We start from the raw sequence: 25,413 nt of genomic DNA on the forward strand, positions 1-25,413 counted from the left end.
CTTGCTACTTGTATAGACAAGAATAGACACTTATGCTTCACTCGCATTATCCCGCTGGATCAGGGCAATGAACATCCCTTAGCCACGCCAGCACACTTGTATAGACAGGAGTAGAGTATGTCAGGATCGTCGCAGCGATTACACCTGGTGCCAGGCGAGGTGGATCTCGCCACATTACGCGCTATCTATCAGGGTAACGTCACCCTTAGCCTTGATCACCAGGCGCGCCAGGCCATTGCAGACGCGCAGCAAACCGTCGAGGCGATTGTCGCCTCCGGCAAGGTGGTGTACGGCATTAACACCGGTTTCGGCAAACTGGCGCAGACGCAAATCCCGGCCGGCCGACTGGCCGATCTGCAGCGTAATCTGGTGCTGTCGCACAGCGTCGGCCTCGGCGAACTGCTGCCGGACAACGTGACCCGTCTGGTGGTCGCCACCAAAATTATCAGCCTGGCGCGCGGCCACTCCGGCGTGCGTATCGAACTGGTCGAGGCGCTGCTGGCGCTGTTTAACGCCGGCGTTATGCCCTGCATCCCGGAAAAAGGCTCGGTGGGCGCTTCCGGCGATCTGGCACCGCTGGCCCATATGTCGCTGATGCTGTTGGGTGAAGGTCAGGTGCGGCTCAACGGCGCGCTGATCCCGGCGACGGAAGGCCTGGCATCGGTAGGGCTGTCGCCGTTTGTGCTCGGCCCGAAAGAGGGGCTGGCGCTGCTCAACGGCACTCAGGTCTCGACCGCGCTGGCGCTGCGGGGCCTGTTTGAAGCTGAAAACCTGTTTGCCGCCGGACTGATGGCCGGTGCGCTGTCGCTGGAAGCGATCAAAGGCTCGCTGAAGCCGTACGACGCCCGCATTCATCAGGCGCGCGGTCAGCAGGGGCAGATTGCCGTGGCCGCCGCGGTCAGCGCCCTGATTGAAGGCAGTGAAATCCTCACCTCCCATGCCCACTGCGGCCGGGTGCAGGACCCCTACTCGATTCGCTGCGTACCGCAGGTGATGGGCGCCTGTCTCGATAATCTGTGCCACGCGGCGCGGATATTGCAGATTGAAGCCAACGCCGCTTCCGATAACCCGCTGGTGTTCAGCGACAGCGGCGATGTGATCTCCGGCGGTAACTTCCATGCTGAGCCGGTGGCCTTTGCCGCAGATATCCTGGCGCTGGCGATTGCTGAAGTCGGGGCGATATCTGAACGTCGCCTGGCACTGCTGCTGGATACCGGCTTATCCGGTCTGCCACCGTTCCTGGTGCGTGACGGCGGGGTGAACTCCGGCTTTATGATCGCCCAGGTCACTGCGGCGGCGCTGGCCTCCGAGAACAAATCACTGGCACATCCCGGTAGCGTAGACAGCCTGCCGACCTCCGCCAATCAGGAAGATCACGTGTCGATGGCGACCTACGCTGCCCGCCGCCTCGGCAGCATGTGTTTCAACAGCGCAGCGGTCGTTGGCATCGAAGCGATGGCAGCGGCGCAGGGCATTGAATTTAACCGACCGCTGAAAAGCTCGCCAACACTCGAGCAGGCGATTGACCTCATCCGCCAGCGGGTGGCCTTCCTGGAAGAGGATCGCCTGCTGGCACCCGATATCGACGCGATGCGTCAGTGGGCAAGTCGCGCTGACTGGCCTCAGGCTCTGACCGCGCTGCTGCCCAGCCTGCGCGCCCTCTCTTCTGCTGAATAAGGAATCTGTAATGAGCGAAACCCTGTCTCAGGCCGTGGCACGCGAGATTCGTGCTCCGCATGGCACCACCCTGCACTGCGCCAACTGGCTGATTGAAGCCGCTTACCGGATGATCCAGAACAACCTCGATCCTGACGTTGCCGAGCGGCCGGAAGATCTGGTGGTTTACGGCGGCATTGGCAAAGCGGCGCGTAACTGGGAATGCTTCGAGCAGATCCTGCGCTCGCTCAAGGCGTTACAGCCTGATGAGACGTTGCTGATCCAGAGCGGCAAGCCGGTCGGGGTGTTCCGTACCCACGCCGACGCGCCCCGCGTGCTGCTGGCAAACTCCAACCTGGTGCCGCACTGGGCCACCTGGGATCACTTCCATGAGCTGGATAAGGCGGGCCTGATGATGTACGGCCAGATGACCGCCGGTTCGTGGATCTACATTGGCGCGCAGGGCATCGTCCAGGGCACCTATGAAACCTTCGTCGAAGCGGGACGTCAGCACTACAACAACGATCTGAGCGGACGCTGGATACTGACTGCCGGTCTGGGCGGGATGGGTGGTGCACAACCGCTGGCTGGCGTGCTGGCAGGTGCCTGCGTGCTGGCCATTGAGTGCCAGGAGTCGCGCATCGATTTTCGTCTGCGTACCCGCTACGTCGATCATAAAGCCACCTCGCTGGATGAGGCTCTGGCGCTGATTAACGAGGCAACCGCGGCGAAAAAAGCCATTTCGGTCGGGCTGCTGGGCAATGCCGCCGAGATCCTGCCGGAGCTGGTCAAACGTGCCAGAGCGGGCGGACCGAAACCGGACATCGTCACCGATCAGACCTCGGCCCACGATCCGATCAACGGCTATCTGCCGATTGGCTGGGATCTGGCGCGCTGGCAGCAGGAGAAGGTGTCACAGCCTAAAGCGGTAGAGAAAGCGGCGCGCGCCTCGATGGCAGTTCACGTGCAGGCGATGCTCGACTTCTGTCATATGGGCATTCCGACCGTCGACTACGGCAACAACATCCGTCAGGTGGCGCTGGATGAAGGGGTCGCCAACGCATTCGACTTCCCGGGCTTTGTCCCGGCCTACATCCGTCCCCTGTTCTGTGAGGGCAAAGGACCGTTCCGCTGGGTGGCGCTGTCGGGCGATCCGGAAGATATCTACAAAACCGACGCCAAATTAAAGCAGCTGTTTCCGCAGCATAAAACCCTGCATCGCTGGCTCGACATGGCGCAGGAGCGCATCGCCTTCCAGGGATTGCCGGCCCGCATCTGCTGGCTCGGCCTCGGCGAACGTCATCTCGCTGGCCTGGCTTTCAACGAAATGGTGCGCAATGGCGAACTGAAAGCGCCGGTGGTGATTGGCCGCGATCATCTCGACTGCGGCTCGGTCGCTTCACCAAACCGTGAAACAGAAGCGATGAAAGATGGCTCGGATGCGGTGTCAGACTGGCCGTTGCTCAATGCGCTGCTTAACACCGCTGGCGGTGCGACCTGGGTCAGCCTGCATCACGGCGGCGGCGTGGGAATGGGCTTCTCACAGCACGCGGGGGTGGTGATTGTCTGCGACGGCAGCAAAGAGGCGGATGCGCGACTGGGTCGGGTATTGTGGAACGATCCGGCGACCGGCGTAATGCGCCACGCCGATGCTGGTTATCAACAGGCGCAGGCCTGTGCAGAGCAACACGGCCTGAATCTGCCGATGCTGCAGAAGTAACCTACCGTCGGGGTCAGCGCCAGGCTGGCCCCGCTTTTACCCGCTTCGCCCCGCCTCGTTGGCCACCGTTACTTATTAGTTATTCCATTTTGATTTAGCCTATAGCCAGATTTCGCCCTAACGGCAATAGACGCCGCGCGTCCCGACCACTAAAGTGAAATCTTCTCATTCTGTCAGGAGCACGTTTCTGCATGACCCTTTCCCCCGCCCTGCTTGAAGATGCCCTGCACTGGCGTCGCCAGCTCCATCGCCAGCCTGAATTAGGCTACCAGGAGCATCACACCAGTAATCTTATCGCCCGCGAACTTGAGCTGACCGGATTACAGGTGTTTCGTGGTCTGGCAGGTACCGCAGTGATTGGCACGCTGGAGAATGGCCCCGGTCCGGTTATCGGGCTGCGTGCCGACATGGATGCGCTGCCGATCACCGAAAAAGGTGAGGTCGAGTGGCGATCCGCGACGCCGGGCGTGATGCACGCCTGCGGTCACGATGGTCACAGTGCCATTCTGCTGGCCGCTGCCCGCCAGCTGGCGGCGACACGCCAGTTCAGCGGCACGGTGCACTTTATTTTTCAGCCCGCCGAGGAGAATCTGGGCGGTGCGCGCAAAATGGTTGAAGAGGGATTGTTCCAGCGATTCCCGATGGATGCGGTTTACGCCATGCATAACTGGCCGGGCCTGCCGCTCGGGTCGCTGGCGGTTAATCCCGGTGCGATGATGGCCTCGCTTGATTCGTTTGAAATCACCCTGCACGGCAAGAGTTGCCACGCGGCGATGCCGGAAAGCGGTGCCGATCCGATGGTAGTCGCGGCTGAGCTGATCCTGGCGCTACAGACCATTCCGTCACGCCGTCTGTCACCGCTTTCGTCTGCGGTGGTCAGCGTGACGCAGATCCACGGCGGTGAGGCGATCAACGTCATCCCGGAACAGATTGTGTTGCGCGGCACGGTACGCTGCCTGCAACCGGCAGTGCGCGATAAAGTGCGGGCACTGATCGATGAGTTTGTGGCGACCCTTCCCCGACCGTTTGGGGTGAGCGGCGAAACCAGCTGGCTACCCGGTTATCCGGTGACGGCCAACCATGCCGCGCCGGCAGAGCAGGTTCGCGCGGTGGCGCTGGCGACGCTGGGAGAAGAGAATGTTCACTGGCAGGTCAATCCTTCGATGGCATCAGAAGATTTTGCCTGCATGATGGAAGCCTGTCCGGGAGCTTACTTCTGGCTCGGCGCCGACGGTGAAGAGCCTTCGGCGCCGCTGCACAATGCCCGCTACGATTTTAATGATGCGTTACTGCCGATCGGTATCCGCTTCTGGCAGAACCTGGTTGAACAGGCACTGCCGATCGCCTGAATCAGTAACCGGCGGCGCGCAGCCGCTGGTCGGCGGTCGCCAGCGAGTCGCATTCACCGCTGGCACGCAGGCAGCAGGCCAGCTGCAGCCGCAGCGCCTGCGGTACCGGTCGCTGCTGGTTAATCACCTGCTCAATCCAGGCTGCGGTGACCGCCGCTGATTTATCTGCCGGCAGCTCAACCTGGACCTCGGGCTGACGCTCAACCCACACTTCCGCCTCCGATCCCGCGCCGTGGATCACGCTGATCGCCGGACAACGTTGCGGATTAGCATAGACCTCGCCCTCGGTGCCATTCAGCAGCAGCGCAGGCGCATCAATATCGCTGAAGAATTTCGCCACCCGCGGCACATATTCCGGATGCGACACGCTCGACAGCCGCAACGCCTCGCGTTCGCCAAACGGCGTCGCCAGTTTTGCCAGCGTATGCGCACTGTTCCGCACCCCCATCCGCCAGCGCAGCGACAGCTGTTTCGCCATCGGCGGGCAGAGGTGATCGACGGTAATAAACACCAGCTCACCCGCGTCCAGCCGGGCCTGAGCCTGCTCAGCGGTGGTCACCGGCTGCACGCCCAGCGCGTCAAATACCGCTTCACTGGTGATGCGCGTCGCATCGTCGCTGACGCCGTGCACCAGCACCGGGAAACCGAGCCGGTTCAGCAACAGCGCCAGTAACGGCGTCAGGTTGCCCTGGCGGCGCGCGCCGTTATAGCTCGGGATTACCATCGGCATCGGCCGGTTGGCCGGGGCGTTCAGCTTCATCATCTGCGCCTGCATCGCCTGATAGAAGCCGCGCATTTCAGCTTCGCCTTCGCCCTTGATACGCAGCGCAATCAGGATGCCGCCCAGTTCCAGATCCGGCACCTGGCCAGCCAGCATCGCGCTGTAGAGGGCTTCGGCGGTGTCGAAATCGATGTCGCGGGCATGATTTTTTCCGCGGCCGATCTCTTTAATAATTTTATTCAGTTCCATCACTCGCTTCCGGTTAAGTGCGCGACGGCTTAGCGCCGCGTCGGACGTCGTTTACGCACGGTACGTGTGGCCACCGGGGCGGCCGGTATGGCGTCCGGCTCAGGGGTATCGGGTTGCTCAATCGGGAAGATCGGCAACGCCGCCAGCAGTCGGCTACCGTACGCTTTGCTCAGCAGACGGCGATCGTATATCACGATTTCACCGTAACACTGATGGCTGCGAATCAGGCGTCCGACCTGTTGAATCAGGGTAAACGAGGCGCTGGGTAAACTCTGCACCTCAAACGGATAACGCTTCAGGCTCTTCAGCCATTCGCCTTCGGTCAAAATTACCGGACTGTCTACCGGCGGAAAAGCAATTTTATGAATATGCACCTGACTCAGCAGATCGCCTTTTAAATCCAGCCCTTCAGCGAACGATTGCAGGCCAATCAGAATGCTGGTTTCGCCTTTGCTCACCCGCTGACGATGCAGATCGACCAGTCGGCTGCGCGGCTGATCGCCCTGCACCAGCATCGACAGTCGTAAATCGGGCAGGCAGGCGACAAACTGCTGCATCGCCCGGTTACTGGCGAACAGCACCAGCACCCCTTTGTGCTGCTTCAGCTTCATCTGCTGCCGGAAGAAGCCCGCCATCTCGGCGATGTGCTCCGCTTCGTGGGTCATCAGGGGTTCATAGCGCATTTGCGGGATCACCAGCTTGCCCTGCTCAACATGGTTGAACGGGGAATCGAGCGCCACAAAGCGGTCACCGGCTTTCTCGTTGAGACCGGACATCTCCTGCAGGCGGTTAAAACTGTTAAGCGAGCGCAGCGTGGCGGAGGTGACCACCACATGCGGAATTTTACGCCACAGCATCTTTTCCAGCTGATCGCTGACGCGAATCCCGGCGCAGTGGAACAGCAGGTGCGCCTGACCTTCGCGCAGTTCGCGGGTGATCCATTTCGACACCGGCGCGCCGGAAGCTTTTTCCATCGCCGCCAGTCGCCACAGCTTACTGACCGATTCAAACCAGCCGAACTGGCGGTTCAGCTGCAGCAGATTGCGGTGCAAGCGCACCACATCAACTTTGCCGGTCTGCTCGCTCAGGGCATTGATCAGGCCTTCGCTCAGGCCACGCAGCGCGTCGCTGAGTTTGAACAGCCGGGCGCAAAGGTCCAGCAGCTCCTGCGGTAACGCCCCGAGCACAAAGCGGTATTCGCCCGGCTGATTGTGCGGTGGCAACAGGGGATTGAGCGCCTGGCTGGTAATGGTCAGCAGCTCGCGCAGCTCCTCGCAGTGTGCTTTCAGCCGCTCCGGATTGGCCAGCGGCGGCGGGGATTTAGGCCGCATCTGGGTCATGATGCTGTCCACCAGCTTGATAAACAGATCCAGCTGCAGGCTGCTCCAGCCTGGGGTGATATCAGCGCTCATCTCCAGCGCATCGCGCGCCACTTCCGGCAGATGATGGCCTTCATCCAGCACCAGCATCAGGTTTTTAGCCGGCGGCAATACCGACTCATTCTCCATCGCCGCCATCACCAGCGCATGGTTGGCCACCACCACATCGACCTGCTCTATTTCACGCCGCGCCACGAAAAACGGGCATTCACGATACCAGCGACAGTGGGCGCCGAGGCAGCTGGCTTTATCGGTTGAGAGCCGCTGCCACAGGCTATCGCTGACGTTTTCCTCGCTGTGATCGCGTAGTCCGTCCCACTGATAGCGATCCAGCGCTTTCTGCAACCGGCCGCACTGCGTCTGCTCCTCTTTGGTGCTGCTGATGGCGTCATCATCCAGATAGAGCAGCAGATCGCCCTGCTGATCGTCATCAGCCGCCAGCGCCGCCAGGTTGCGCGGACAGACGTAGCGCCCGCGACCAAAGGCGGCGGTAAAGGTGAGATCGGGGATGATTTTCTTCAGCAGCGGCAGATCTTTGGTGAAGATTTGATCCTGCAACGCCACGTTCGCGGTGCTGATCACCAGACGTTTTTCCTGGGCGCGGCTGGTCGCGATGCCGGGGATCAGATAAGAGAGGGTTTTGCCGACGCCGGTTGGCGCTTCGACCGCCAGATGGCGCGCATCATCGCCCGCCAGGCATTTTGCCACTTCAGCAATCATCTGCCGCTGGGCGGCGCGCGGGATAAAATCGGGCACCTGCTGCTGCAGCGCTTTATACCACTGCGCTATCTGGCTTTTTACTGCTGCTGTCAGGGCCATTTTGTTTGTTACCACACCGTAAAAATTGCCTGTATTTTTACACAGTATGCTGGCGGCGTCAGCTTTCAGGACAATTTTTTCGTCTGCGGTTCCACAAGCGGCCACGGATGCCGCCCGGGGCTGGCGGCAGCCGGGACCGGCTAGCCCAGCAGTTTAAACATATAGGTCGTGGCATCCAGCTCACCGGTGGTGGATTCGGCGTAGAACGGAATAGAGCCGGCGACCTGCCAGTCGAGCGAGCGATAGAGATCGCTGGCGACATCACCGCTGCGCGTGTCCAGCACCAGCAGCATTTTACCCTGCAGTCGCGCCTGCTGTTCCGCCTGCAGCATCAGCTGGCGGGCAATGCCCTGGCGGCGCGCCTGCGGATGCACCAGCAGTTTAGTGATCTCCGCCCGATGGCGGCCGTTGGGCATTGAGCTGCTGTTGATCATCACCGTCGCCACCACGCTGCCGTGCTGACGCGCCACCCACAATTCGGCATCGCCACTCGCCAGGCTGTAAATGCGATCCTGCCAGAAACGGTCAATCGCCTGGTGGTCGGCGGCATCAATAAATCCGACGCTGGCCCCGTCTGCTACGCAGGCCTGCAACACCTCACACAGTTCGGGTAACGCCTGCTGTGCCTCGCTGGCACTGAGCATCTGATAATTAATCATGGTTTTGCCACCACCAGTAAATAGTGCGCGCCCTCGGTCAGGTGCGCTTCAAAGGCCGATTTTCCCGTCAGATGAAAGCGTAAACAGTCGCCGGGACGTAAGCTCCAGCGTTGAGCTGCCATGCTGACGGTCAGGCCGCCTTCACGCAGCCAGATATGCTGTTCCATACCGTGAATCGGCGGCGCGTCGTAATCGATACGCGCGCCGGGGCGTAATTTGCCCTCCACCAATTCGCATCTAAAATGAGTAACAGGCGGTGACACATTTCGGCGGTGAAAGCCACTGGCCTCATCACTCCATACCGGCTGCTGGTCATACGGGATCAGCAGCTTTGCATCTTCCTCCACCTCACTCAGCAGGCGCGACATGGTTAATCCGTACGCCACGCACAGACGATTAAGCAGTGCGGCGGTAGGGCTGGTCTCGCTGCGCTCAATACGTGATAATGACGCACGGCTGATACCCGTTGCGATTGAAAGCTCATCCAGCGACCAGCCGCGTTGCAAGCGTAATTCCGCCAGCCGCGCAGCCAGGCGCTGTTCTGTATTCAGGTCCGGCATAGCATCCTCTCATAATTGGGAATAATTTCTCTTATATGAGATATAGCTGAGAAAAGGCGCAGCGGTCAAGTTGTACACTAAAAAATGTATTGTACAACTTAGCTTGCTTCGTTATGGTAATTCCACTCAGATCAGTCTAAAGAGGAATTTATGACCCTATACAGTATCGGTGACGTCGCCGAGCGCTGTGGCATAAACCCAGTGACCTTGCGCGCCTGGCAAAGACGTTATGGCTTACTGAAGCCGCAGCGTACCGAAGGTGGGCATCGTCAGTTTGATGAAGAAGATGTTCAGCGCATTGAAGAGATCATGCGCTGGATTGAAAGCGGCGTGCCGGTAGGTAAAGTCAAAGCGCTGCTGGAAGGCGGTGATGTTGATGCGCACGACGGCTGGACCACCCTGCAGGATGAACTCATCAGCGTGTTACGCCACGTCAGACCCTCCAAGCTGCGTAACAAGATCGCGGCCATCGGTCGTGAACATCCGATCGACGCATTGATCGATCACGTCTTTATGCCGGTGCGCCAGAAGCTCAGCCTCGACCAGAATACCGCCCGCACCATGTGCAGCCTGCTGGATGGCCTGCTGATTGATTATGTGGCGTTCTGCCTGACCGGCAGCCGCAAAAAAGCGGGCAAAGACGCGCTGATTATCGGCTGGGGCATTGAGGATCGTACCCGTATCTGGCTGGAAGGCTGGCGTCTGTCGCAACATGGCTGGCGCATCGATGTGCTGGCTGAGCCGCTCGACGTGCCGCGTCCGGAACTGTTTCCCGGCATGAATATGTTTGTATTTACCGGTAAAAAACTGACCCGTCGTCAGCAGGATCAACTGTCACACTGGCAGGAACAGGGTTACGCCGTGCGGTTGCACGAAACACCCTGATGACAAAAACGCACGCTGGGCACTTTGCCTGCTGCCTTGCGCGCGCTATCATTCCCGCCTCATATTCACGCGCTCAGGTTTTCCCATGAACTGGAAAAAAACATTCTTCGCTACGCTGTTTTTCATAATGGCGGCTGGCGGTACCAGCGGTCTGATGCTGGTCGGTTATTCACTCATCGTTCACTCACGCTAAGCCAGCGTTGCAGGCGCTCGAACAGGCGATCGCTGACAATCGCCAGCAGCGCCACCAGTAACGCCCCCTGAATCACATACGCCGTGTTAAACCCGCTTAAGCCGATGATCACCGGTGAACCGAGGCTTTTTGCCCCGACCGTTGAGGCGATAGCGGCGGTGCCAATGTTGATGATCACCGAGGTGCGGATCCCGGCGATAATCACCGGGGCGGCCAGCGCCAGCTCAATCTGCCACAGACGCTGCCATGCACTCATCCCGACCCCTTCGGCAATCTCCCGGCTGCTGGCGGGTACGCTGTCGAGACCGGCCAGCGTGCCCTGCAAGATCGGCAGCAAACCGTAGAGCAGCAGCGCCACCACGGCAGGCCAGGCACCAAATCCCATCACCGGCACCGCAATCGCTAATACCGCCACCGGCGGAATGGTTTGTCCGGCCGCCACCAGCGTTTCCATCAGCGGCCGGAACGCCCGACCGGCGCGCCGGGTCACTATCACCCCGCTGCCGACGCCGATAACCATTGCCAGCAGGCTGGCGGTGACGACCAGAAACAGGTGCGCCAGCGTCAGTTGCCAGAAGGTCTCCTGCTGATAAAGCGGCCGCGCCAGCTCGGGAAACCAGCGATGGAACAGCGGCCCGCTGTAGGGCATCAGCGTCAGCAGCGCGCCATACAGCAGCACCAGCCAGAGCAGCGGATCGGTCAGCCGGCGCATGCGGTCTCCTCACGCAGCGTCAGCAAATCGTGAAAATAGAGCACGCCCAGCGGCTGCTGCTGTTCATCAATCACCGGCAGTTTGTCGGTTCGCCGGGTAATAAACTGCGACAGCGCTTCGCGTAGCGTCAGCCCGGCGGCAATCGGTTCGCCCGCCAGCCATTCACCGCGCCGCACGGCGTTGCCGACCTGTCCAAGCGACAGCAGGCGCACGCCCATTTCGCTGCGGCCAAAGAAATCACGTACAAACTCATTTTTCGGCTGGGTCAGCAGCTCAACCGGTTTTCCCTGCTGGACGATCCCGCCATTATCCATCAGCACGATGCGGTCGGCCAGCGTCAGCGCCTCATCGATGTCATGGGTTACCAGCACAATGGTGCGTCCCGACAGCCGGTGAATACGCAGCATCTCCTGTTGCAGCGCGCCACGGGTCACCGGGTCGAGCGCGCCAAACGGTTCATCCATCAGCAACACCTCCGGATCGGCCGCCAGCGCACGCGCCACGCCAACCCGCTGCTGCTGTCCGCCGGAAAGCTGATGCGGATAACGGTTCAGCAGCTGCGCATCGAGGTTGAGCAGCGTCAGCAGCGCCTCTATCCGCTGCGTGACCTGCGGTTTTGACCAGCCGAGCAGCGCCGGCACCGTGGCGATATTTTTTTCTACCGTCCAGTGAGGAAACAGGCCGATCGACTGAATGGCATAGCCCATCCGCCGCCGCAGCGCGCGGGCATCAAGCTGACGAATCGACTCGCCGGCGAAACGGATCTCGCCGCTGTCGAACTCAACCAGCCGGTTAATCATCTTCAGGGTGGTCGACTTACCGGAACCGGAGGTGCCCAGCAGCACGCAGAACTCCCCTTCCGCCACCGTCAATGAGAGATCGCTGACCGCCGCTTTGCCGTTAAAAGCGCGCGAGACGCCGTTAAATTCAATCATCTTTTTTCTCCAGCAGTGAGATCAGCAGGCGGAACAGCGCATCTACGGTGACCGCCAGCGCAATCACCGGAATCACTCCGAGCAGCACCAGATCCAGCGCGCTGCTCAGCAGGCCCTGGAAAATAATCGCGCCAAAGCCGCCGGCACCAATCAGCGCCGCGACCACTGCCATGCCCAGAGTTTGTACCACCACCACCCGCAGACCCGCCAGCCATACCGGTAAGGCCAGCGGCACATCAACCGCGAAAAACTGTTGCCGGCCGCTCATCCCGACGCCGCGCGCGCTTTCACGCACCTCCTGCGGCACCTGTTGCAGACCGACCACCACGCTGCGCACCAGCGGCAGTAAGGCGTAAAGCACCAGCGCAATCAGCGCCGGAGCCATGCCGATGCCACTGATACCCCAGGCACCCAGCCACGGAAAACGCTGTGCCAGGCCCGCCAGCGGCGCAATCAGCAGGCCAAACAGCGCCACCGAAGGCACTGTCTGAATCACATTCAATACGCCAAATACCCCGCTCTGCCAGCGTGGCTGTCGGAACAGCAGAATGCCCAGCGGCAGCGCGATGATCAGCGCTGGCAGCACGGTGCCGGCCAGCAACGTCAGATGGCGCACCAGCGCGGCGTCAAATACCGCCTGGCGATTGGCATATTCTTTCAGCAGGGAGAGATCGTTAAGCTGGCCGCTGAACAGCAGCAACAGCGGCAGCAGCCACACCTGCAGGTTAAGCAGCAGCTGTGCCAGCCGGTGACGGGTCAGTTGCCGCACCGTGTCGGTGATCAGCAACAGCAGCAGCGCCCCGCTGCACCACAGGCCGCTGGCAAAGCTGGTGCGAGCCAGTCGGCTACCGTGCTGGCTAAGCAGCGTCGCCTGATTGCCGCTCAGCCAGATCATCGCCGCCAGCAGCAGTTCGGCCGACAACAGCGCCAGGCTGAGGCTGACGCGCGACGGCGGACACCACAGCAGCAGCCATAATACCGCCAGCGGCGGCAGCACTACTGCCGACTGGCTGATCTGCCAGCCCATCAGCGGCGCGCCTGCCACCAGTCGGTTCGGCGCGAAGGTCAGAACAGGCAGCGCCACCAGCGCCAGGCTCAGCAGTGCCAGCAGCAGCAGTGCGACCGGCTGCTGACCGGGACGTCGTATCGCTTCCCGCGATATCTGCATCAGTTACAGCAGCTTCTGCTGTTGCAGCCACTCTTTCGCCACGCTGCTGGCGTCCTGGCCGTCCACCGCAATTCTGGCGTTCAGCTGCTGCAGCGTTTTCTCGTCCAGCGCGCTGAATACCGGTTTCAGCCAGTCGCCAATCTGCGGATAGGCTTTCAGCACCGATTCACGGATCACCGGCGTCGGGGCGTAGATTGGCTGCACGCCTTTTGGATCGGTCAGCGTCTGTAATCCCAGCGCCGCCACCGGGCCGTCGGTGCCGTAGGCCATCGCCGCATTAACGCCTGAAGTTTGCTGCGCCGCCGCGCTGATGGTAACGGCAGTATCACCGCCGGCCAGCGACAGCAGCTGATCCTGCTTAAGATCGAAACCGTAGGCTTTTTCAAAGGCCGGCAGCGCATCACTGCGTTCGATAAATTCTGCCGAGGCCGCCAGCTTGAAAGTGCCGCCCTTTTTCAGCCAGGCACTGAGGTCGGCCAGCGAGGTCAGCTGATTTTTCTCTGCCAGATCTTTACGCACCGCAATGGTCCAGGTGTTGTTGGCTGGCGCAGGCGTCAGCCACACCAGGTGATTTTTGTCGGCATCCAGTTTTTTGACTTTTTCGTAGCCCTGACGGGCATTTTTCCAGGCACTGTCTTTTTCGTCATTAAAGAAAAAAGCGCCGTTGCCGGTATATTCCGGGTAGATATCCAGTTCCCCGGCGGTGATAGCGCCGCGCACCACCTGAGTGGTACCCAACTGAATTTTATTGACGGTTTTGACGCCATGCTTCTCCAGCACCTGCAAAATCACGTTACCCAGCAGTGAACCTTCAGTATCAATTTTTGAACCGACCCGCACCGGATCGGCAGCGTGTGCGATGCCCAGACTGAGCAGCAACGCGCTCATTCCAATCCAACCCCGAACTTTGACCATGACCTGTTCCTTATCGCGTGTTATTGCCTGTTGTTATGACCTGTTGTTTTGATCTGTTGTTATCGATTCTTGTCACCCCGGTGATTCAGGTTCGCGCATCGCGGTGCCCAGCGCTGATCCGGTGATCCGGTGCAGCGGCAGCGCCGCAATGAATGCCGTCGCCTGACGCAGAGCGGTTTGGTTATCTGCCTTAAAAGCGTAGCCTGGCTGTGCCGGCTCGTAGATGACTTTATCGCAAATTAATAACGATTTGAGACTAAAAACTTATTATTCATAACTCAATTGAATTTACGTCTGGGCGTCTAAACGGCTATTCTCGATGGCCTGTTTTTATAATAAAAGACTCACAACATCATGACCGACCTGATCTCTTCAGCCCATGTGGCCACAACAGGGAGTGCGCCGAGCGGCGAAACGCAGTGGATCCGCAGCGCGGCGGATGTCTCCCGCCTGGTGAACAGCGGCGACAGCGCCCGTAATAACGCGCGCATTGTGGTCGCTATCGCGCTCGGTGGGGTATTTCTCGACGCCTACGATCTCGGCGCGCTGGCGTTTGGTATCAAAGACGTGGCGCGCGAATTTAATCTGACCCCGACCGGCACCGGGATGATCGCCTCGACCATCACCTTCGGGGCGATCATCGGCGCGCTGATCGGCGGATACCTGACCGATAAAATTGGCCGTTATCGGGTTTTCATGGCCGATATGTTTTTTTTCGTGGTGGCGGCAATCGCCTGTGCGTTTGCGCCAAACGAATATGTGTTAGGCGGAGCGCGTTTCGTGATGGGGCTCGGCGTCGGCATCGATCTGCCGGTGGCGATGGCCTTCCTGGCAGAGTTTTCGAAGCTGCGCGGTAAAGGCAATAAAGCGGCCAGCGTGGCGATGTGGTGCCCGACCTGGTACGCAGCGATCAGCATCTCGTATCTGCTGGTGCTGCTGCTCTACGCGGTGTTGCCGGAAAGCCATACCGACTGGCTCTGGCGGCTGATCCTTGGCTTTGGCGCGGTACCGGCCATCATCATCATCGCCATTCGCAGTCGTTACATGAGCGAGTCGCCGGTGTGGGCCGCTAATCAGGGCGATCTGCAGGCGGCCGCCTCAATCTTACGCAGCGCATGGAATATCAACGCCCAGGTGGCACCGGATGCGGCGCTGACGCCCGCCCGACCGGCGCGACCAGCCAGCTGGCGTAACTACGGCGCGCTGTTGCAGGGTGTCTATCGACGCCGCACCGTGCTGGCGACCATCACCTCCATCGCCTCCTCGTTTGCCTATAACGCCGTGGCGTTTGGCCTGCCGGTGATTATCTCCAGCTTCTTTGCCCAGTCGATGCTGACCACCATTCTGGTGTCGCTGGCGCTGAATCTGCTGTTTGCGTTTGTCGGCGGCGTTCTGGCGGTACGGCTGGTGCCGCGTCTCGGAGCATGGAAGATGTCGGTGGCCGGTTATGCCTGTCAGTGCGTGGCACTGCTCGGGCTGGCGCTGATTGGACGCCCGGACGGCGGTCAGGAAGCGGCCCTGGCGATTGGTATGCTGGCGCTGTTCCTGTTTGGTCAGGGCTTCGGTCCCGGCTCGCATACCATGACTTTTGCCTCACTCAGCTATCCGACCTCGCTGCGTGGCGTGGGGGTTGGCTTTAACCAGACGCTGATGCGTGGCAGTTCGACCCTGTCGCTGTTCCTGTTTCCGGTGCTGGTCGCGGCGCTGGGGACCGGGGTGTTCTGGGTCATTTTTCTGGCCCCGCTGGCGGGCCTGCTGGCCTTACTGGCAATCCGCTGGGAACCGTCAGGTTATGATGTGGATGCCGAGGATTTTGAGCTGCCGCGTTGATCCTGAATAGCTTCTCAGGATGTAGCGATAACGGCTGCGGAAGATAAAGCGAGGGGAGCGTACGTCGCTAGCAAAGCAGCGCGAGCCGTGCATGGCCCGTGCTGAGCCTGCCTGAAACAGCGATTTTGCGAAGGAGGTATGCTGCCTGAGCCATCGCGTTATCGACGACCCGAACCGCACCTTAGCGTGCGGTTTTTTTATGCCGGAAACGCGTCGAGATGGGCCGGAATGCGCGGAAAAGTATGCAAAAACCACGGCGTGAACTGCTGCGGCTGCTGGCGCATCTGTTGTTCAATGGTCGCCAGTGAACGGTAATCAAAAGCGTCAGCCTCCTGCGGATTAAGCTGTGGCAGGCGATCACAAACCGCAAAGAAGACGTGACCATATTCGTGTTCGGTCAGGCCATTACTCAGCGGCAGGTTGTAGCTCAGCTCAAACATCGGCGTCAGGCTGACCTCCATTCCCATCTCTTCGCGCAGACGCCGTTCAGCGGCATCCTGGGTTGATTCATGGGGATAAGGATGACCGCAGCAGGTGTTACTCCACAAACCACCACAGTGATATTTATCGCTGGCGCGCCGCTGTAACAGCAGCTCCTGCCGGGAATTGAAGACGTAGACCGTCACCGCGCGGTGCAGTAATCCTTTTTCATGCACTTCCAGCTTTTCCATTTTGCCGGTGGGACGATCGAGGTGGTCAACGAGGATAACTTCAATAGCAGACATGGCGTTTCCTTGAGATTATTCCCAACTATTCTGGCACAAGATTGCCAGTTTGGGCGGTCACAACGCGGAATTTTTAACAGCAGCCAGTCTGGGATAGGCGGATGAGGCGGGAAGAAAATCAGGCCAGCAAGGCTGGCCTGAGGAGGGATTACAATCTGAAGCTCTGCACCACCCGTTCCAGCTGGGTGCTTTGCACTTCCATCGCCTGTGCCGCAGCCGATACCTGCTCCACCAGCACGGCGTTCTGCTGAGTGGTGCCGTCAAGCTGGGTGATCGCGACGTTAACCTGCTCAATCCCCATGCTCTGTTCGCGGCTGGCCGACATGATTTCGCTCATCAGTGTGGTGACGCTGCTGACGCCCTGCATAAGCTCATCCATGGTTTGTCCCGCCTGTTCCACCAGCGCGCTACCGGCATCAATGTTCGACACCGACTCTTCGATCAATTTTTTGATCTCACGCGCTGAGTTAGCCGAGCGCTGTGCCAGGTTACGCACTTCCGACGCCACCACGGCAAACCCGCGCCCTTGCTCACCGGCCCGCGCCGCTTCCACCGCGGCGTTAAGCGCCAGGATATTGGTCTGGAAGGCGATGCTGTCGATCACGCTGATGATATCGACCACTTTACGCGAGGAGTGATGGATCTCGCCCATGGTGGTCACTACCTGACGTACCACTTCCGTCCCGCGCGCCGCCACCTGTGACGCATCGCCGGCCAGCTGGTTAGCGTGCGTGGCGTTGTCAGCATTCTGGCGCACCGTGCCGGTCAGCTGCTCCATCGAGGCCGCAGTTTCGACAATCGAACTGGCCTGATCTTCAGTACGTGACGAGAGGTTGGCGTTGCCGCTGGCAATCTCACGCGAGGCAGCGGTAATCGCCAGCGCGCTGTCGCCGACCTGCTGCATCAGCCCCTGCAGGTAGCTGATAAACTGGTTGAAGCTTTGCGCCACCGCGTTAAATTCCGGGCTGTTGCTGGCCGGCAGACGTTGAGTCAGATCCGCACCGCCGGTCGACAGGGCTTCGATATTGCTGTTGAGCACGCTGAGGCGTTTCATCATGGCACGCACAAAACCGAGCAGCACCAGCAGCAGGATCACCGCCAGCGGGATCTGCACCAGGCCCAGACGGGTCAGCATATTGTGAGACTGCGCTTTCAGCAGGCTGGTCGGCAGGCTACTGGCGAGATACCACGGGCTGCCCGGGATCGCCTGCACTAACAGCGTCTGCTCACCGTCGTTGCTGTCAAAGGTGGTCTCCAGCGGCTGATTACCGATGCCACTCAGCAGCGATTTCAGCGGCGCGGCCATCGGCAACGGCACGTCGGCCAGGTTTTCCAGTTTCGGTGCCGCGTTCACCAGCGCACCGTTACCGACCACTTTGCCGTCGGCTTCTACGATCAGCACGTTACCGTGAATCGCCTCGCCCATCTGTTTTGCCAGCTGGTTAAAGAAGCCGAGCGTGACGTCAATGGTCGCAACGCCCCAGACGGTCCCGTCGCGATAGATCGCCATGGCGCAGTTGGTGCGCGGCTGCGGACTGGCTGCATCCTGGTAAGCTTTGGCCCAGGCGCACTGCCCTTTCTCTGCTGCCATGCCATCTTTGTACCAGGACTGCTCCCAGTATTTGTCAGCCGCATCGGAGTTCCAGTAGGTGTTGACCTGCAGTTCGTTGCTGGCGTTGCGGGCAAAGAAGCTGCTGTTTTTCTCTTTTGCCGGATCGCGACGATTCGGCAGTGGCCAGATGCCGCCGCCAAACACGTTACTGTCCTGATATTGGTTCACCAGCGTCGGCAGTAAGGTGTCGATGGTGGCGCTATCCATCACAGACGCGGCCTCGGTGATAGCGCGCTGCTGCGCCTGAACCCGGTTCATCTGTTCAACGATGCCGGACGCCAGGGAATCAACCTGATAGCGAACCAGACGGCTTTCGCTGTCAATCAACTGTGGAGCGACAAACTGGTTAATCACCCAGACGGTGATCAACAGGAGTGCAACGAAGAAAGCGATGAGTGTTGCAGTGAAGCGGGACTGTGTTGTTTTTAACATCTTTGTTCCCCTGGACCTGGTGTGGCGCGATTGCCTTATCCGGGTTAACGGCGCGGCCCAGCGGAACTTGAGATGAGCAGGATCACAGATTTGAAAAATGGCTGATTAGCCTGAGAATTTAGTATTACGCCTGGCGACGTGTCGTCGCCAGGCGGCCGGAAGCGACCGGGTCGGGCACTACTCCGGCGAATCCACCACCTGCTGACGCGGCCGGAAGATATGGTTATTGCCGTCTGCCGTCAGCCGCTCGCGCAGCTGTTGTCCGCCGTGCTCATCAGCCTGGGCGAACTGGCGTTCCGCCTCGGTAATCGGGGTAGTCCACAGCAGCGTGGGTCGATCGCCGTCGCGCTTCGGCAGTTTGAACTGCGCGCTCTCGCTGGCCAGTTCACCCGCCAGTAAAAAGCTGTCAAAGCCGACCGGTGCCACTTCTGACGCCAGAGTGTGCCCTTCCCCCAGCCAGGTGAGGCGCGCCCACGGCAGATGCACAAACTCCGCCAGCGCGCTGGCCATCTGCACCGCATTGCCTTCAGTCATTACTTCACCGTCAACCGCCATGCCCAGTTCGATACGGCGATACTGCGGCGCCAGCTCATCAAACAGATAATCGACCTGCGGCATCGGCCGGATGCTCATGCCGAGCGTCAGGAAGTACCAGACGCCCTGGTGCCAGTGCTGGGAAATCGCCATCGGTGGCCAGCTGCCCTGATCGATGGCGTAATATTTCACCGACTCGCCAAAGCGGGCCTGATAACAGGCCATTAAATCCTGCTGCACCTTATCCCACTCACTGCCGTCGTGCCATTCACGCCAGAACTGACGCTGCTGCTCGGCGCGGGCGTAATAATCATTGGTGGAAGCCGATCCGAGCGGCGCCGTCAGTCGGTTTTTTTTGATGCAGCCGGCAGAGAAGCTGACCTGCTTATCCTGATAAAGACTCCAGCCTGGGATCACCGCCAGCAACTGGCCGTAATACCACAAGGCCGCGCCATCATCACTCGGCTCCCACAGCACCTGCAGGCCAGCCGGATCGAGTTCCGGCTCGGCTTCCAGATTACGGCAATATTCGGCGCTGAGCAGCGGCGCTATGCCCTGCTCCATCGCTTCACGATCTTCCTGTGCCGGTGCCGGCAGCAGATTACGTAACCAACAGCCGCGCACCGCGTACTGGCTGCGAAACAGATCGGTCGGCCAGATGTAAAAATAGGCGGTGCGCGCATCCTGCTCAACAATCGCGGTCAGGGTGCGTTGCTGATTGTGGACTTCAGCAATCAGGGATTTGTACGTCATAGTGCCTCGACAAAGCCTGGAGGAATCCATTTTCCCCGAGAATAGAGCAGGATCGTGACTGCCGCCATCTGAGACAAGGGTAATAGTCTCAAAGTGCGTCATCGAGTCGAGTATGGCGGAGTCAGATTCGGGCGGGAGGGGGGCGGCCGCAGAGGCGGATACGCTGCGTTTAGCCGACTGAAAATGAAAGCGCACCGGCGCGAATCGGGCGGTCATCAGACCGGATGGCGGCCCATCCTGACCATCGCCCGATACCAGGCACCGCGCTGAATCGACCAGCGTAAACCGACGGCAATCGCCGCGATCTGCTGATCGATCACCGCCTGCTGCCAGCGGCCGATTTCACGACCCGACATCGCCTGCGCCCAGTCCGGCATCAGGCCAAAGCCTGACTTCAGCATCACTTTCATTACCGGTCTGGCCTGCCAGCTTGGGGCGGGCGCGTTCATCAGCAGGCGCGTCACTTCCGCCGTGCGCTGATCAAAACGCAGCTCCGAACGCATCTGTTGCAGGTAATCCGCAACATCGACGACACTTTTGGGTACCCGTTCCGCTCCCAGCGCTTCGGCGATCAGCGCGGCTTCCTGATAATAGCGATCCTGATCGGCGCGACTGAGGCGCGGATTTTTATAGCGCAGATGGGCAGCCAGAAAACGGCTGGTTTCCGCCACGTGTACCCAGGTCAGCAGATGTGGATCGCTGGCGGCATAAGGTTTGCCAGCGCTGTCGACGCCGCTGACTTTAAGGTGAATACGCTTCACCCGCTCAATCAGCGTATGTGCATCCTGGGTGTTACCAAAGGTAGTGACCGCAATGAACTGGCTGGTGCGCCGCAGGCGACCCATCATATCCTGACGAAAGTTAGAGTGATCCCAGACGCCAGCCAGCGCAGCCGGGTGCAGCATCTGTAGCAGCAGCGCACTGATGCCGCCGCACATCATTGAGGTAAAATCACCGTGTACCTGCCAGATGATGCTGTCCGGGCCAAACAGACCGGGATCGCCAGGCGGCTGAGAAATGTCGAATTCATTCAGCGACAGGCCGTTAAGACGAAACACCTGTTGCTGGATGCGGTCACGCAGATTAATCATGATGGCTCTGATAACAGAAAGAATGCGGCGCGCCGTAACGTCTGGCGCGCCGCATCTCCCTCAGGAAGCAAAGAGGGACGGTTATAAATAGTCGAACTGTGCGTGCTGGGTACGAACGGAATCCAGCCCGATCATCACATTGAATTTACCCGGTTCTGCCACCTGCTGCATCTGCTGGTTCCAGAACTTCAGCGCATCGACATCAATCTTAAAGGTCACGGTCTGCGACTCGCCCGCTTTCAGCATGATGCGCTTAAAGCCGCGCAGCTCCTGAACCGGCCGGCTGATGGAGGCAACCGGATCGTTCAGATACAGCTGCACCACCGTTGCACCGTCGCGCTTGCCGCTGTTGGTCACCGTGACGCTGGCTTCAATGCTGCCGTTACGCGGCATGGTCGGTGAGGATATTTTTACCGGCGACACGGTGAAAGTGGTATAGCTCAGGCCATAGCCAAATGGATAGAGTGGGCCGTTAGCCGCATCGTAATAGTGCGAGGTGTATTTGTTCGGCTTCTCCGGGTTATACGGACGGCCGGTCGGCAGATGGTTGTAGTAGATCGGAATCTGACCGACTGAACGCGGGAAGGAGACCGGCAGCTTGCCCGACGGATTGTAATCTCCGAACAGCACGTCAGCGATAGCATTGCCGCCTTCGGTGCCGCTGAACCAGGTTTCCAGCATCGCATCGGCCATCCGGTCTTCATTCACCAGCGCCAGCGGACGGCCATTCATCAGCACAATCACCAGCGGTTTGCCGGTAGCCTTCAACGCGGCTAACAGCTTCTGCTGACTGGCCGGGATCACCAGGTCGCTGCGGCTGGAGGCTTCATGCGCCATGCCCTGCGCTTCACCGACCGCCGCAACCACCACATCTGCCTGCTTCGCTTTGGCCACCGCATCATCAATCAGCTGCTGCGGCGAACGCGGATCGACCGACACCGCCTGCTCATACAGGTTGAGGAAATCCTGAATGCCTTTGCTATCGGTGATGTTGGCACCTTTTTCATACAGCAGCGTCGCTTTGCCGGCTGTGGCATTGCGCATTCCCTGCAGCAGCGAAATGGACTGCTTCGCTACGCCGGCCGCCGACCAGCTGCCCATGATATCGCGCTGACTGTCCGCCAGCGGGCCAATCAGGGCAATGGTGCCCGACTTCTTCAGCGGCAAGGTCTCCAGCCGGTTTTTCAGCAGCACCATACTTTTGCGTGCGACATCGCGCGCTTCGGCCCGATGCAGGCGACTTTCGGCGTTGGTATCCTGCGGATCGCTCTCTTTCGGCCCCAGATGGCTGTACGGATCGTTAAACAGCCCCATGTCATATTTGACGTTGAGGACGTGACGCGCCGCATCGTCGATCTCCGCCATGCTGACCGCGCCGCTCTTCACCAGATCGGGCAGATATTTGCTGTAATATTCGTCGCTCATGCTCATATCGACGCCCGACTTCAGCGCAATACGCACCGCATCCTGTGGATCGCTGGCAACACCATGCTTAATCAGTTCTTTAATGGCACCGTGATCGCTGATGGTGATGCCTATGAATTTCCACTTATCGCGCAGCAAATCTTTCAGCAGCCAGCTATCCGCCGTGGCCGGTACTCCATTGATTGAATTCAGCGCCACCATCACGCCGCCGCTGCCCGCATCCAGCGAGGCTTTATAGGGCGGCAGATAATCCTGGAACATCCGCTGCGGACTCATGTCGACTGTGTTGTAATCGCGTCCGCCTTCCACTGCGCCATACAGCGCGAAGTGTTTAACGCTGGTCATGATGTTATAGCGGTCAGCCGCGCTTTTGCCCTGCATCGACTGCACCATGCTGCGGCCCATTTCGCCGGTCAGGTAGGTATCTTCACCAAAGCCTTCTGAGCCACGGCCCCAGCGCGGTTCCCGGCTGACGTCCACCATCGGCGCCCAGGTCATGTTCAGGCCGTCGTCGGCGGCTTCATAGGCGGAAACCCGTCCCACCTCTTTTACCGCATCAAGATCCCAGCTGGCGGCCAGGCCGAGCGGGATCGGAAAAATAGTGCGCTGCCCGTGAACCACATCGTAGGCGAAGAACAGCGGAATTTTCAGCCGGCTGAGCTGCATCGCCTGATCCTGCATCGCGCGGATATCCTGACGGGTAACGGTATTGAAAATCGCGCCAACCTGACTTTTCTTGATCATCTCACGGATGACTTCTTTTGGATTATCAGGCCCGACGCTGATTAAACGCAGCTGGCCGATTTTCTCATCCAGCGTCATTTTGGTCAGCAGATCGTTGACGAACGCATCCCGCGCCTGTTCGGTCATCGGGTGGTTACCTGGCATTGTCTCAGCCAATGCCGGTTGCATCGCGAGGGAGACAGCGAGACTAACAGAGTAAATCCATTTCATCAGGGTGGGTTCTCTTAAGTAACTGCGCAATATCGAATAAACAGGCGGCAGTGTGCCACAAGAAGAGAATAGCAGGTAGCCTGCCGGTGTCACACTGCGTTGCAGTGAGTTGACGTGCTACAGTAATGACGCACTGATAAGACAAGGGAATTGCCCATGAAACAGACCTCTGCCCTGCTTTCTGACCTACGCCGCCTGGTCGGCCCCGCTCACCTGCTCACCGAACCTGAACAGACCGCCCGCTATCGTAAAGGCTTTCGCTCCGGCGAAGGCGACGCGCTGGCGGTGGTGTTCCCTGCCACCCTGCTGGAGCTGTGGCGGGTGCTGCAGACGCTGGTGAATGCCGATGCCATTATTCTAATGCAGGCGGCCAATACCGGCCTGACGGAAGGCTCTACCCCGCACGGCGATGATTACGATCGCCCGCTGGTGATCATCAGCACCCTGCGGCTGGATAAGCTGCAGTTAATCGATGACGGTAAGCAAGTGCTGGCGTTCCCGGGCAGCACGCTCTATCAGCTGGAGAAAGTGCTTAAGCCGCTGGGACGCGAGCCGCATTCGGTCATTGGATCGTCGTGCATTGGCGCCTCGGTGCTGGGCGGGATTTGTAATAACTCCGGCGGATCGTTGATCAAACGCGGCCCGGCCTACAGCGAAATGGCGCTATACGCGCAGATTGATGCGCAGGGAAAACTGCGGCTGGTTAACCACCTTGGCATCGATTTAGGCCAGTCGCCGGAAGAGATCCTCGGCCGGCTGGATGACGATCGCTGGCAGCAAACCGATGTCCATCATGACGGTCGCCACGCCTCCGATCACGATTACGCCAGCCGGGTGCGTGAAGTCGATGCCGATACGCCAGCCCGCTATAACGCTGATGCCCGCCGCCTGTTTGAGGCATCGGGCTGTGCCGGGAAGCTGGCGGTGTTCGCCGTGCGTCTCGACACCTTTGCCACCGAGCCTCAGCAGCAGGTATTTTATATCGGTACCAACGATCCGAGCGTGCTGAGCGATATCCGTCGCCACATGCTGGCGCACTTCAGCAACCTGCCGGTGGCGGGCGAATATATGCACCGCGACATCTATGACATCGCTGAGGTCTACGGCAAAGACACCTTCCTGATGATCGACAAGCTGGGCACCGACAAGATGCCGCTGTTTTTCACCCTGAAAGGCCGCGTTGACGCCTGGCTGAGCAAACTGTCGTTTATTAAACCGCACTTCAGCGACCGGCTGCTGCAGCGTCTGAGCCGATTGTTCCCGGCCCATCTGCCGAAACGCATGAAGCAGTATCGCGACAAGTATGAACACTATCTGATGCTGAAGATGTCGGGCGATGGCGTTGCGGAAGCCCGCAACTATTTACGCGATTACTTCCGCGAAGGCGGCGGCGAATACTTTGAGTGTGAAGGCAAAGAAGGGGCTCACGCCTTTCTGCATCGCTTTGCCGCGGCGGGCGCGGCAGTTCGTTATCACGCGGTGCACGCGGATGAAGTAGAAGATATTCTGGCGCTGGATATCGCATTACGCCGCAACGATCCGGACTGGTTCGAAACCCTGCCTGAGGCGATAGAAGCCTCGCTCAGCCATCGTCTCTACTACGGCCACTTCTTCTGTCACGTGTTCCATCAGGATTACATCGTCCGGAAAGGGGTCGACGCGCATGCGCTGAAGGCGCAGATGCTGGAGATTTTACAGGCGCGCGGTGCGGAATATCCGGCTGAGCACAACGTCGGACACCTCTATCAGGCCAAACCCCAACTGGCGGCGTTTTACCGGCAACTCGATCCCACCAACAGCTTCAATCCGGGCATCGGCAAAACCAGTAAACTGAAAGGCTGGGCGGTCAGACAGCCTTAAGCTGTCACCCGCTAGCACATCTGCGACCCAGGCCTGCCACGCTGAGCAGGCTTTTTTAATGGTCTGTTTTGGCTTAAATACATTTCGCCTCTGCACCGCACCTTTATTAACAATCTTTATTAGCTAAAAAAACATTCACAGCGATAAAAATTAATTATCAGTATTAAGTCGCAATTGCTTTATTTTCGTATTATTTCTTTCTGCACAATCTCTCACAAAAGATCGATCGCCCGATTGATAATTCGCGTCGCGAAAAATAGATTGGCTCCAGCACTTA

General features: G+C 59.4%; 19 protein-coding genes. 6 read left to right on the plus strand and 13 right to left on the minus strand.

Translation table 11 applies throughout. From position 1 onward, the window contains the following. The first annotated feature begins 117 nt into the window (after nucleotides 1-117). From hutH to FHW04_RS01740, 3 genes are all read left to right on the plus strand, one after another. Nucleotides 118-1,677: a histidine ammonia-lyase gene (gene hutH, locus FHW04_RS01730; RefSeq protein ID WP_046288432.1), complete on the plus strand. Its 1,560-nt coding sequence runs from the start codon at nucleotides 118-120 to the stop codon at nucleotides 1,675-1,677. 10 nt (nucleotides 1,678-1,687) lie between these two features. After that, a complete protein-coding gene (gene hutU, locus FHW04_RS01735) occupies nucleotides 1,688-3,376 on the plus strand; it encodes a urocanate hydratase (RefSeq protein ID WP_094106350.1) in 1,689 nt (562 codons plus the stop codon). A 191-nt stretch (nucleotides 3,377-3,567) separates the two neighbouring features. Further along, on the plus strand, nucleotides 3,568-4,725 hold the full coding sequence (locus FHW04_RS01740) for a M20 aminoacylase family protein (RefSeq protein ID WP_089561115.1): 1,158 nt from the start codon (nucleotides 3,568-3,570) through the stop codon (nucleotides 4,723-4,725). A gap of 1 nt (nucleotide 4,726) precedes the next feature. Here the strand turns inward: FHW04_RS01740 and ybiB are convergent, their stop codons facing one another. From ybiB to FHW04_RS01760, 4 genes are all read right to left on the minus strand, one after another. Then, a complete protein-coding gene (ybiB, locus tag FHW04_RS01745) occupies nucleotides 4,727-5,695 on the minus strand; it encodes a DNA-binding protein YbiB (protein ID WP_046288433.1) in 969 nt (322 codons plus the stop codon). A 29-nt stretch (nucleotides 5,696-5,724) separates the two neighbouring features. Then, on the minus strand, nucleotides 5,725-7,893 hold the full coding sequence (gene dinG, locus FHW04_RS01750; protein ID WP_089561186.1) for an ATP-dependent DNA helicase DinG: 2,169 nt from the start codon (nucleotides 7,891-7,893) through the stop codon (nucleotides 5,725-5,727). Nucleotides 7,894-8,033: 140 nt separating this feature from the next. Further along, complete coding sequence (locus FHW04_RS01755; protein ID WP_089561116.1) at nucleotides 8,034-8,552, minus strand: GNAT family N-acetyltransferase; 519 nt, start codon at nucleotides 8,550-8,552, stop codon at nucleotides 8,034-8,036. Next, nucleotides 8,549-9,112, minus strand: a complete 564-nt coding sequence (locus FHW04_RS01760; RefSeq protein WP_031377401.1) for an XRE family transcriptional regulator — start codon at nucleotides 9,110-9,112, stop codon at nucleotides 8,549-8,551. The genes FHW04_RS01755 and FHW04_RS01760 overlap by 4 nt, the downstream gene beginning before the upstream one ends. Before the next feature lie 150 nt (nucleotides 9,113-9,262). Here FHW04_RS01760 and FHW04_RS01765 point away from each other — a divergent pair, with 150 nt between their 5' ends. Beyond that, nucleotides 9,263-9,997 (plus strand): MerR family transcriptional regulator, encoded by a 735-nt coding sequence (locus FHW04_RS01765; protein WP_031377402.1) that lies wholly within the window; start codon nucleotides 9,263-9,265, stop codon nucleotides 9,995-9,997. A 173-nt stretch (nucleotides 9,998-10,170) separates the two neighbouring features. Here the strand turns inward: FHW04_RS01765 and FHW04_RS01770 are convergent, their stop codons facing one another. Genes FHW04_RS01770 through osmF form a run of 4 tightly spaced genes read right to left on the minus strand, consistent with a single transcriptional unit; the run spans nucleotide 10,171 to nucleotide 13,920 of the window. Next, a complete protein-coding gene (locus FHW04_RS01770) occupies nucleotides 10,171-10,902 on the minus strand; it encodes an ABC transporter permease (protein ID WP_089561117.1) in 732 nt (243 codons plus the stop codon). Next, nucleotides 10,890-11,837, minus strand: coding sequence for an ABC transporter ATP-binding protein (locus tag FHW04_RS01775; protein ID WP_031377403.1), 948 nt, complete (start codon nucleotides 11,835-11,837; stop codon nucleotides 10,890-10,892). The genes FHW04_RS01770 and FHW04_RS01775 overlap by 13 nt, the downstream gene beginning before the upstream one ends. After that, the gene (locus FHW04_RS01780; protein ID WP_089561118.1) at nucleotides 11,830-13,005 is read right to left on the minus strand and encodes an ABC transporter permease; all 1,176 of its coding nucleotides are present in this window, start codon (nucleotides 13,003-13,005) and stop codon (nucleotides 11,830-11,832) included. Before FHW04_RS01780 ends, FHW04_RS01775 begins: the two co-directional genes overlap by 8 nt. A gap of 3 nt (nucleotides 13,006-13,008) precedes the next feature. After that, complete coding sequence (gene osmF, locus FHW04_RS01785) at nucleotides 13,009-13,920, minus strand: glycine betaine ABC transporter substrate-binding protein OsmF (RefSeq protein WP_046288436.1); 912 nt, start codon at nucleotides 13,918-13,920, stop codon at nucleotides 13,009-13,011. Between the two features lie 354 nt (nucleotides 13,921-14,274). Here osmF and FHW04_RS01790 point away from each other — a divergent pair, with 354 nt between their 5' ends. Continuing rightward, on the plus strand, nucleotides 14,275-15,750 hold the full coding sequence (locus FHW04_RS01790) for an MFS transporter (RefSeq protein WP_089561119.1): 1,476 nt from the start codon (nucleotides 14,275-14,277) through the stop codon (nucleotides 15,748-15,750). A 197-nt stretch (nucleotides 15,751-15,947) separates the two neighbouring features. Here the strand turns inward: FHW04_RS01790 and idi are convergent, their stop codons facing one another. The 5 genes from idi to bglX all read right to left on the minus strand — a co-directional run bounded on the left by idi (nucleotide 15,948) and on the right by bglX (nucleotide 23,276). Further along, nucleotides 15,948-16,475, minus strand: a complete 528-nt coding sequence (gene idi, locus FHW04_RS01795; RefSeq protein WP_031377405.1) for an isopentenyl-diphosphate Delta-isomerase — start codon at nucleotides 16,473-16,475, stop codon at nucleotides 15,948-15,950. Nucleotides 16,476-16,623: 148 nt separating this feature from the next. Further along, entirely contained in the window at nucleotides 16,624-18,519 is a 1,896-nt protein-coding gene (locus FHW04_RS01800; protein WP_031377406.1) for a methyl-accepting chemotaxis protein, read from the minus strand. 177 nt (nucleotides 18,520-18,696) lie between these two features. After that, nucleotides 18,697-19,806 (minus strand): suppressor of fused domain protein, encoded by a 1,110-nt coding sequence (locus FHW04_RS01805; RefSeq protein ID WP_046288438.1) that lies wholly within the window; start codon nucleotides 19,804-19,806, stop codon nucleotides 18,697-18,699. 215 nt (nucleotides 19,807-20,021) lie between these two features. Continuing rightward, nucleotides 20,022-20,897 carry an oxygenase MpaB family protein gene (locus FHW04_RS01810; RefSeq protein WP_031377407.1) on the minus strand — a complete coding sequence of 292 codons (876 nt, stop codon included), beginning with the start codon at nucleotides 20,895-20,897 and terminating at the stop codon, nucleotides 20,022-20,024. An 81-nt stretch (nucleotides 20,898-20,978) separates the two neighbouring features. Next, nucleotides 20,979-23,276: a beta-glucosidase BglX gene (gene bglX / locus FHW04_RS01815; protein ID WP_089561120.1), complete on the minus strand. Its 2,298-nt coding sequence runs from the start codon at nucleotides 23,274-23,276 to the stop codon at nucleotides 20,979-20,981. 156 nt (nucleotides 23,277-23,432) lie between these two features. Between bglX and dld the strand changes: the two genes are divergently transcribed. Beyond that, a complete protein-coding gene (gene dld, locus FHW04_RS01820) occupies nucleotides 23,433-25,136 on the plus strand; it encodes a D-lactate dehydrogenase (protein ID WP_089561121.1) in 1,704 nt (567 codons plus the stop codon). The last annotated feature ends 277 nt before the right edge of the window (nucleotides 25,137-25,413 follow it).

This window comes from Pantoea sp. AN62, assembly GCF_050432985.1.
GTDB lineage: Bacteria > Pseudomonadota > Gammaproteobacteria > Enterobacterales > Enterobacteriaceae > Pantoea > Pantoea brenneri.

What these genes read in the sequence shown, in the direction of transcription:
- FHW04_RS01775 (WP_031377403.1), bottom strand. Translation starts at nt 11,837, where the DNA reads ATGATTGAATTTAACGGCGTCTCGCGCGCTTTTAACGGCAAAGCGGCG.
- FHW04_RS01755 (WP_089561116.1), bottom strand. Translation starts at nt 8,552, where the DNA reads ATGATTAATTATCAGATGCTCAGTGCCAGCGAGGCACAGCAGGCGTTA.
- FHW04_RS01765 (WP_031377402.1), top strand. Translation starts at nt 9,263, where the DNA reads ATGACCCTATACAGTATCGGTGACGTCGCCGAGCGCTGTGGCATAAAC.
- dld (WP_089561121.1), top strand. Translation starts at nt 23,433, where the DNA reads ATGAAACAGACCTCTGCCCTGCTTTCTGACCTACGCCGCCTGGTCGGC.
- osmF (WP_046288436.1), bottom strand. Translation starts at nt 13,920, where the DNA reads ATGGTCAAAGTTCGGGGTTGGATTGGAATGAGCGCGTTGCTGCTCAGT.
- FHW04_RS01805 (WP_046288438.1), bottom strand. Translation starts at nt 19,806, where the DNA reads ATGACGTACAAATCCCTGATTGCTGAAGTCCACAATCAGCAACGCACC.
- FHW04_RS01810 (WP_031377407.1), bottom strand. Translation starts at nt 20,897, where the DNA reads ATGATTAATCTGCGTGACCGCATCCAGCAACAGGTGTTTCGTCTTAAC.
- FHW04_RS01790 (WP_089561119.1), top strand. Translation starts at nt 14,275, where the DNA reads ATGACCGACCTGATCTCTTCAGCCCATGTGGCCACAACAGGGAGTGCG.
- ybiB (WP_046288433.1), bottom strand. Translation starts at nt 5,695, where the DNA reads ATGGAACTGAATAAAATTATTAAAGAGATCGGCCGCGGAAAAAATCAT.
- FHW04_RS01770 (WP_089561117.1), bottom strand. Translation starts at nt 10,902, where the DNA reads ATGCGCCGGCTGACCGATCCGCTGCTCTGGCTGGTGCTGCTGTATGGC.
- FHW04_RS01780 (WP_089561118.1), bottom strand. Translation starts at nt 13,005, where the DNA reads ATGCAGATATCGCGGGAAGCGATACGACGTCCCGGTCAGCAGCCGGTC.
- idi (WP_031377405.1), bottom strand. Translation starts at nt 16,475, where the DNA reads ATGTCTGCTATTGAAGTTATCCTCGTTGACCACCTCGATCGTCCCACC.
- FHW04_RS01760 (WP_031377401.1), bottom strand. Translation starts at nt 9,112, where the DNA reads ATGCCGGACCTGAATACAGAACAGCGCCTGGCTGCGCGGCTGGCGGAA.
- hutH (WP_046288432.1), top strand. Translation starts at nt 118, where the DNA reads ATGTCAGGATCGTCGCAGCGATTACACCTGGTGCCAGGCGAGGTGGAT.
- hutU (WP_094106350.1), top strand. Translation starts at nt 1,688, where the DNA reads ATGAGCGAAACCCTGTCTCAGGCCGTGGCACGCGAGATTCGTGCTCCG.
- dinG (WP_089561186.1), bottom strand. Translation starts at nt 7,893, where the DNA reads ATGGCCCTGACAGCAGCAGTAAAAAGCCAGATAGCGCAGTGGTATAAA.
- FHW04_RS01800 (WP_031377406.1), bottom strand. Translation starts at nt 18,519, where the DNA reads ATGTTAAAAACAACACAGTCCCGCTTCACTGCAACACTCATCGCTTTC.
- FHW04_RS01740 (WP_089561115.1), top strand. Translation starts at nt 3,568, where the DNA reads ATGACCCTTTCCCCCGCCCTGCTTGAAGATGCCCTGCACTGGCGTCGC.
- bglX (WP_089561120.1), bottom strand. Translation starts at nt 23,276, where the DNA reads ATGAAATGGATTTACTCTGTTAGTCTCGCTGTCTCCCTCGCGATGCAA.